The organism is Brevundimonas sp. (assembly GCF_044239655.1).
GTDB lineage: Bacteria > Pseudomonadota > Alphaproteobacteria > Caulobacterales > Caulobacteraceae > Brevundimonas.
Genome location: NZ_JBIIAY010000139.1, coordinates 1 through 7,376 on the forward strand (window position 1 = coordinate 1; position 7,376 = coordinate 7,376).

A 7,376-nucleotide genomic window follows, 5' to 3' on the forward strand; every position below is an offset into this window, starting at 1 on the left:
CCCCTCCAGACCTGCGGGGGCGCGTCCCCGGATGCGGCGCATCGTCTGGGGCGCAACGTCCGCTTCGAGGTCCCGCGTCGCCAGGGCCCAGTCGGCGGCCCCCGCATCGTTGGCGACGTTCAGGGCGGCCGCCGCGCGCGCCATTTCGGGCGTGACAACGGCGGCGGAGAGGGCGGCTGCGCCCATCAGGATGTTGCGGCGGGTCGGGGTCATGGCGGGGGTCCTGTTCTCCCTCCCCTTCACGGGGAGGGACGCTGAGCCGAAGGCGAAGCAGGGTGGGGTCCGAAAGGTGCGGAGTGCGCTTCACACGTCCCCACCCTGATCGCTGCGCGATCGTCCCTCCCCACAAGGGGGAGGGCGATGCTCAGCGCAGGTTGATCGTCTGGGTCACCGGACCCGAGGCGGCAAAGCGGGCGGCGCTCCACGGGGCCGGGCCCATGTTGCCGCGGGCGTTGTTCGAGAAGGCAAAGGGTTCGGTCGGCATGCCGAACGGGTTGGTGTTCATTTTCCCGTCGCCATCGACGTCGTGAAAGCTCTTGGCCGCATAGTCGCCGGCGGGCAGGTCGGCGAAGGTCGCGCTGTGCTGGCCGGCCCCGACATCGACCATGGCCTGGGCCACCGGTGCACCACCCGAGAAGGCGGCTTCGGAGTTGTACAGCACCACCATCACCTTGCCGGTCGTGGCGGCGGTGTTGAAATCCAGGGTGATGGTGGTGGGGGCGACCGTCTCTGCAAGAGCGGGGGCCGAAGCCAGCAGGGCGGCGACGAGGGCGGCGGAAGCGAAACGGATCATGACGGGCATCCTTGTGAAGATCGGTGTGGAGGAACCCGACCGCCGGGCTCCGATGTCCCGACCATCACCCCAGCTCCGACGCGCCGCCACCGAACTTGCGGCGATGGCCGGCCCGGCTTCGTGAACGGCGGTGCCTGTGCGTTCGCGAAACGCCGTTGAACACCTCCGATCGCGAACGGCGCGCCGTTGGACAGGCTGCGACGATCCTGCCCCCTCCCGCAGGACGCATCGGTGCCCTATCTGATCGTCATGACCGATCTGTCTCCCCGCGAAATCGTTTCCGAACTCGACCGTTTCATCGTCGGCCAGCACGACGCCAAGCGCGCCGTCGCCGTGGCCCTGCGCAATCGCTGGCGCCGGAAGCGCGTCCCCGCCGACCTGCGCGACGAGGTCACGCCCAAGAACATCCTGATGATCGGCCCCACCGGCGTCGGCAAGACCGAGATCGCCCGGCGCCTGGCCCGGCTGGCCGGCTCGCCCTTCCTCAAGGTCGAGGCGACGAAATTTACCGAGGTCGGCTATGTCGGCCGCGACGTCGACCAGATCATGCGAGACCTGGTCGAGGCCGCCCTGATCATGGTCCGCGATCAGAAGCGCACCGGCGTCCGCGCCAAGGCCGAGGCCGCCGCCGAAGAACGAATTCTCGACGCCCTGGTCGGCCCCGGCTCCGGCCCCGCCACCCGCGACAGCTTCCGCAAGAAGCTCCGCGCCGGCGAGATGGACGACAAGGAAATCGACATCGAGATGGCTGAAGCGGCCCCGTCATTCCCAGGCATGGACATGGGCGGCGGCGGTAACGTCGGCCTGATCAATCTGTCGGAAATGCTGGGCAAGATGGGCGGTGGCCGCACCCGGTCGGTCAAGACCACGGTCAAGGACGCCGTCGCCCCCCTGATCACCGAGGAGAGCGACAAGCTGCTGGATCAGGACAGCCTGACCCGCGAGGCCGTCACCCTGGCCGAACAGGAAGGCATCGTCTTCCTCGACGAGATCGACAAGGTCGCGGGACGTCAGGATCGGGGCGGTACCGACGTGTCGCGCGAAGGGGTCCAGCGCGACCTGCTGCCCCTGATCGAGGGCACGACCGTCTCGACGAAGTATGGACCGGTAAAGACCGACCACGTCCTGTTCATTGCCTCGGGCGCCTTCCACGTCGCCAAGCCCAGCGACCTGCTGCCCGAGCTTCAGGGGCGGCTGCCGATCCGGGTCGAGCTCAAGGCCCTGACCCGCGACGATTTCGTGCGCATCCTGACCGAGCCCGAGGCCAATCTGATCCGCCAGAACCAGGCCCTGCTGTTGACCGAGGAGGTGACCCTCATCTTCACCCCCGACGCGGTCGAGGCCATGGCCGACGCCGCCGTCGCCGCGAACGGCGCGGTCGAGAACATAGGGGCGCGCCGCCTGGTCACCGTGATCGAGAAGGTGCTGGAGGAGACCAGCTTCAAGGCCTCGGACCTGTCCGGCCAGACCCTGACCTTCGACGGCGATCAGGTCCGCGAAAAGGTCGGCGACCTGGCCCGCAACGCCGACTTGAGCCGCTTTATCCTGTAGGGAACGACTTCGGCCGGTTCCAGGGTCACGGTCTCGGGCGTCCAGGGTTTCAGGCGGCCGGCCATGGCGGCCGCAACGACCTGATCGGCGAACAGGTCGGGGTCCGTCCGGCTCATGCCGTGAAACGCATGCCAAGGGTAGGTCCACCAGAGCGAGGCCCTCAGACGCGCGATCACGTCCGGTGCGAACCGCTTGCGGATCGGCTTGGCGGGAACGCCTCCGACGATGGTCCAGGGTTCGACATCGGTCGTCACGACCGCACCCGTGGCGATGATCGCGCCGTTTCCGATCGTGACCCCCAGGGCAATCGCGACCTGGTCACCAATCCAGACGTCATGACCGATGACAGGATAGGCCTGCCCCTGCCGTGATGCGTACGGCAGGGGACTGAACCGCGACCCGGCCTCCTCAGAAACCGCGTCCAGGGCGTCACGCAGCGGCGGCGTGAACGGGGTGTCGCTGGGCCTGAAAAAGGCGATTGAGGTCGAGGCCCATTCGGCCGGGTGGGCGAAATCGATGAACCTGAGACCTCGGCCGATCGAACAATAGCGTCCGACGGTGAGGCCTGCGGGCAGCGGCGAGTGCGAATAGGATGCGGCACCCATGGTGCAAAGGCCTCCCGGCACGGCCCATCGGCTGGGCGCATAGGGGCCGCCGTAGAATGCGCTGGGTCCTTCGATTCTGATCGATCCGGGGACCTGGATCGTCTCGTGATCCGACAGCCATCCCCGCCCCTCGGCGACCTCGCGTCGATCATAGGAGAACAGGATCCGTGCGCGCCGGAAGCGTTCGATCAGCGCCTCGTCCACCGGAATGTCTATGGCCGTGCTCATGCGAGCACCAATCGATCGACGTGCAGGGATGTCGCAACCGCGTCCGGCGCAGAGCCGCGCTGCCCTGCGAACAGGGTGATGGTCGTCTTGGGGAGCATGGAGTTGTCCAGGGCTTGCCTGGCCGTCCCGGAAACCGTCGATCGCGTGAAGCCTAGCGGGCTCCCGTACGGATGCGCCGGTCCGCCCAGGCCTCGAAGGCCCCGACGAGGAACAGCAGGCTGATGAGAACATAGAGACCGTTCCGCAGTGCGATGCCCGACCACAGGATGGCGTTCTCTGACAGCAGCGGCATGGCGTGAGTGGCCACGATGACGAACTGGGCGCTGGCCACGAACACCAGCCACCACCGGTCGGCACGCTCGGCCAGCCACCAGACGATCACGAAGAGCACCAGGTTCAGTCCACTTGTGCCGGCCCGCCATGAGCCCACCGTGAGAGCCCCGACCAGGGGCTCCGCCACGATCGCCAGAGCGAAGGCTGCGACCGCGATCCTGTCCGCGCAGCGTCCGCGCCACAGCAGAAACGCGAAGGCGAGCAGATTGAAGGCATAGATGGCGGTCGCGAGCACGGGCTACTCTGCGGCGACGAGAGCCGACGCCGGCTGGAGTTCAGCCTTGGGCCAGGGCGTCTCGGGACCGTTCTCCGGCGGCTTCTCCTCGATCCCCAGGGTGGGGCTGACGCCCAGGGAATCGGCGCGACGCTGCATCCGCAGATGCATGGCCACGACGCTGCCGCGCAGGGAGGTGGCGTCAGGAATGACCTTGGCCAGGTCGTCGAACATGGCCTGACCGAAGGTGGCGGAAATCCCGGCGGCCATGCGGCCCGACGACAGGGTCTGGCCGATGGCATGGGCCCGCATCAGCGCCTCATCGACGTGGCGCTCCAGTGCGTTGAGATCAGCCGCGATGGCGTTGGCAGCCGAAACGGCGACCTGGGGGTTCTTCAGGATGACGGCGGATTGAGTCACGGAGGTCGGCCTTTCGAGGGAGGATCGGATCAGCCGAGGAAGTCGTTGATGCCCGCCATGATCTGACCCGTGATCGCCAGCACGATCACGATGGCCACCGCGCCGCCCAGAATCAGGACGATGCGGGGGTGACGCCGCGGCGGTGTCCGCCACGCCCCCAGTCCGCGATAGGCCCGCAACAGCGGACCCTCCCCGGACCTCAGATCACCAGCATCGATCAGGACCGCCCCGGTGTCCGTCCGTGATGCGGCCCGTCCGGCGAGGTGGTCTATGAGCAACGGATGCTCTGAGTAATCGCTACTCAGACGTCGCGCCGCCAGCTTGCGATCCGAAACGCCGAGCTTGCGATAGGCGCGGTGCAGATTGTTGCCGACCGTCCGCGGCGCGATCCCCATCGCGACCGCGACCTCCTTGTCGCTGAGCCCGTCGCCGGCCAGCAGCACGCACCTCAATTCCTGCGATGTGAGTCTGTCCGGCATGGCCCCTCGCCTCTGTCGCGCGACGATGATGCGTGATCGCCCGCAGGTCCAGTCCCGCAGGCCCGCTCAAGTCTTCGCGGACGGGCCACCCTGTCCGAGCCGCCGGGCATAAAAGAACTGCGCCATCTCGAACTCGTCCATCGTATCGATGTCGATACCCTCGATCGTGTCGGTGATCAGGAACCCCGGCTTCTCTCCGATCAGATAGCGGTTGCGCAGAATATCCGCCTTTCGGGCCAGAGAGATGGCCGTGTTGTGGATGTGCAGCGGCTTCAGATTCTGGCTGTAGGGATGCCACACACCCCACTGATAGTTGATCGGCTGAAACTCTGAACTCAGGAAGAACCGTTGGTCGCGTGTCACCGAGATCACGCTGTCGATATCTCCCTTGCCCAGCATGTCGATCGCCTCGTCGTAGCGGGTGAACAGCGGGCTCGTGATCGGGCACCAGGCGATAAAGGTCTCGGGTGGCGCGGGAACGTCGTGAAGGATGCCGTCGATGACGTCCCCCCATGGCGTCTCGAACCGTGTCAGGTGAGGGTCACGATGGATAAACCGGGCCCCTGCCGCCTCGGCGATCTGCCGGGCCTCCGGGGAGTCACTCGACACATAGACTTCGCTGATATGGGCGGCGGACAGCAGTTGCTCGATCTTGATCTCCAGCAGTGATCTTCCGTCGTGAAACTCCCGCAGATTCTTTCGCGGCACCCGGGTCGACACCGCCTTGGCTGCCACGACCGCGACGACCGTGGGGGCACTGTTGAGGGTCATGGCTCTTCGGTCCCACTTCAGAAATCAGGCGGCGCGACGCCGTTGGCCTTCAGCCACACGGCCGTCTTTTCGAGGTCTTCCAGGGTATGGACATCGAGGCAGCCCGAGGTCTCGTACGGCGCGATGCGTCGTCCCATACAGGGCCACGGAGCCTGCCCCTCGGGATCGAATACGGCGGATCGCCCCCTCAGAACCCAGAAGGAATGGTCGAAGAACAGACATTTGGGCAGGTCCTGCCGGTTGGCCGACACGAAGGTCGCGGCAGGGATGAACGGTGCCAGGGTGCCGTCTGCGTTGACGGCCTTGCCGCGCATCGGGTGGTACTCGGCCATCTCATGGCTGGGGATCACGGCGCTGAGGTCGCTGCGAGCGATCAGGATATCGATACAGGCGTCGATCTGATCCTGATGGATCGTGCCGACATTGGCGTGCTGGACGACCAGGATATCCACCGGCCCGTCGGCCTCCATGATGGGCATCGCATGTCGCACCGCATCCGAGCTCTGCGCCGTGTCTGACGCGAGTTCAGCGGGCCGGACGATCGGCGCGTAGCCGGCCTCCCCGGCAACGTCGAGAATTCGGGGGCAGTCGCTGCTGACATAGAAGCGGGACACGTATCGACTGCGCCGCGCCGCCGATGCCGTCCATTTCAGCAGCGGTACGCCGAGCACCGGCAGGATATTCTTGTCGGGCAAGGAGCTTCCGCCCCGCCCGATCATCAGAGCGACGACGTTCATGGCCAGTACTTGTGATGTTCGCTGGGCATGATCGCCTTGCTGTCCTGGCCGACGATTCGTTCAGCCTGGCGAATATGGTCTACGTAGTCCTTGAAGTCCGGCGTGGTCAGGTCGACCGCCACGGCGTCGAAATGGGCCCAGTCGGTGTTGCCCAGCTTGACGTGTTTCTCGACCATCCGCGCGCCCGCCGCGACCGCCAGCGCCGAGGCCATCCAGCCGAAGTCGTGGCTGGAATAGCCGGGCACGATGCGGGGATCGGTCCGGGACAGCTCGTGATAGTGGCGCACGACCCCGATATTGCAGTCTTCGGCCCGGGTCGGATAGGCCGAGTTGGCCTGCATCAGCACGAGCCGCTCGCACCGGGTGAAGGTCTTCAGCACCCAGTCCTCATAGGCCTGGTCGGTCATGCCGGTCGACAGCACGACGGTCCCCTCGTACGACCCCGCCACCGCCGCCAGGAAATCCCGGTGTTCGGAGATGGTGGACGGCAGCTTGACCATCGCCGGCTCCAGCGCCGCGACCAGATCGAACGACGGCCTGTCCAGCACCGAGGCGAACCACCCCAGGCCCAGCTCCGCGCACATCGCCGCCACGAATCCGAAATCGTCCGGCGTCAGCTCCAGTTGCCGCCGATAGTCCCCGAACGTCTTGCCGAACGGTGACGCATAGGGTGCGGCCAGCTGCTCGGCGCTGTAGAAGCTGTCGACGTCGCGCTTCTGAAGCTTGACGTAGTCGGCTCCCGCCGCCCGCGCGGCCCGGATCATCCGCTCCAGCCTGAACCGATCGCCGAAATGGTTGGTGGTCAGTTCGGCCACGACCGCTACGCCCGATCCGACGGCCCGATCCTGATCGGCACCGCCGCCGAACGCATGGTTCAGCTCGGTCGGCGACAGGGCGCTGAAGCTCTTGGCCCCGACGTGCCGGACGTCCAGTTCGGACCCCTTCAGCACATAGAGGGCGTTCAGGAAGAAATACTCCTGCATCCCGAAAACCAGCCGACGCTCATCATCGGCCGCGTGCGAGAAGTCGGCGCCGATCCGCCCGGAATAGGCATGGCCGGCGTCGTACTGGAAATCCAGACCGACCATATAGACCGTCTGGGGGCGGCCCCGGTGCGCCGCCACCCGCCGCGCGATCTGCAGGGCGGTGATGAACAGAATGTCCTCGATCTGCAGCTGGCCGGCCTGGAACCGCTGCATCATCAGGTCGCTGGATTCCTGGCTCAGCGGCGTATGATCCAGCCGG

The 7,376-nt window shown here is 66.4% G+C and carries 9 protein-coding genes and 1 pseudogene; 1 reads left to right on the forward strand and 9 read right to left on the reverse strand.

Translation table 11 applies throughout. The features are described from left to right. Positions 1-213, reverse strand: a pseudogene (locus tag ACILQR_RS14560) (carotenoid oxygenase); the annotation flags it as partial. A gap of 151 nt (positions 214-364) precedes the next feature. Next, a complete protein-coding gene (locus ACILQR_RS14565) occupies positions 365-793 on the reverse strand; it encodes a DUF2141 domain-containing protein (protein ID WP_395652110.1) in 429 nt (142 codons plus the stop codon). A gap of 249 nt (positions 794-1,042) precedes the next feature. Here ACILQR_RS14565 and hslU point away from each other — a divergent pair, with 249 nt between their 5' ends. Further along, the gene (gene hslU / locus ACILQR_RS14570; protein ID WP_395652118.1) at positions 1,043-2,344 is read left to right on the forward strand and encodes an ATP-dependent protease ATPase subunit HslU; all 1,302 of its coding nucleotides are present in this window, start codon (positions 1,043-1,045) and stop codon (positions 2,342-2,344) included. Here the strand turns inward: hslU and ACILQR_RS14575 are convergent. From ACILQR_RS14575 to ACILQR_RS14605, 7 genes are all read right to left on the reverse strand, one after another. Beyond that, positions 2,281-3,177 (reverse strand): CatB-related O-acetyltransferase, encoded by an 897-nt coding sequence (locus tag ACILQR_RS14575; RefSeq protein ID WP_395652111.1) that lies wholly within the window; start codon positions 3,175-3,177, stop codon positions 2,281-2,283. The two genes, hslU and ACILQR_RS14575, sit on opposite strands and share 64 nt — an antisense overlap. Before the next feature lie 151 nt (positions 3,178-3,328). Then, a complete protein-coding gene (locus ACILQR_RS14580; protein ID WP_395652112.1) occupies positions 3,329-3,745 on the reverse strand; it encodes a hypothetical protein in 417 nt (138 codons plus the stop codon). A gap of 3 nt (positions 3,746-3,748) precedes the next feature. Beyond that, on the reverse strand, positions 3,749-4,144 hold the full coding sequence (locus ACILQR_RS14585) for a hypothetical protein (RefSeq protein ID WP_395652113.1): 396 nt from the start codon (positions 4,142-4,144) through the stop codon (positions 3,749-3,751). A gap of 29 nt (positions 4,145-4,173) precedes the next feature. Continuing rightward, complete coding sequence (locus ACILQR_RS14590; RefSeq protein ID WP_395652114.1) at positions 4,174-4,623, reverse strand: helix-turn-helix transcriptional regulator; 450 nt, start codon at positions 4,621-4,623, stop codon at positions 4,174-4,176. 66 nt (positions 4,624-4,689) lie between these two features. Beyond that, positions 4,690-5,394: a cytidylyltransferase domain-containing protein gene (locus ACILQR_RS14595; RefSeq protein ID WP_395652115.1), complete on the reverse strand. Its 705-nt coding sequence runs from the start codon at positions 5,392-5,394 to the stop codon at positions 4,690-4,692. Positions 5,395-5,411: 17 nt separating this feature from the next. Next, a complete protein-coding gene (locus ACILQR_RS14600) occupies positions 5,412-6,131 on the reverse strand; it encodes a cytidylyltransferase domain-containing protein (RefSeq protein ID WP_395652116.1) in 720 nt (239 codons plus the stop codon). Beyond that, positions 6,128-7,376, reverse strand: a 1,249-nt coding sequence (locus ACILQR_RS14605) for an N-acetylneuraminate synthase family protein (protein WP_395652117.1), incomplete at its 5' end; no start/stop codon positions are given. The genes ACILQR_RS14600 and ACILQR_RS14605, both read right to left, overlap by 4 nt.

Excerpts from the sequence above, each read along its gene's own strand:
- ACILQR_RS14565 (WP_395652110.1), bottom strand. The coding sequence starts at position 793 with ATGATCCGTTTCGCTTCCGCCGCCCTCGTCGCCGCCCTGCTGGCTTCG.
- hslU (WP_395652118.1), top strand. The coding sequence starts at position 1,043 with ATGACCGATCTGTCTCCCCGCGAAATCGTTTCCGAACTCGACCGTTTC.
- ACILQR_RS14575 (WP_395652111.1), bottom strand. The coding sequence starts at position 3,177 with ATGAGCACGGCCATAGACATTCCGGTGGACGAGGCGCTGATCGAACGC.
- ACILQR_RS14590 (WP_395652114.1), bottom strand. The coding sequence starts at position 4,623 with ATGCCGGACAGACTCACATCGCAGGAATTGAGGTGCGTGCTGCTGGCC.
- ACILQR_RS14595 (WP_395652115.1), bottom strand. The coding sequence starts at position 5,394 with ATGACCCTCAACAGTGCCCCCACGGTCGTCGCGGTCGTGGCAGCCAAG.
- ACILQR_RS14600 (WP_395652116.1), bottom strand. The coding sequence starts at position 6,131 with ATGAACGTCGTCGCTCTGATGATCGGGCGGGGCGGAAGCTCCTTGCCC.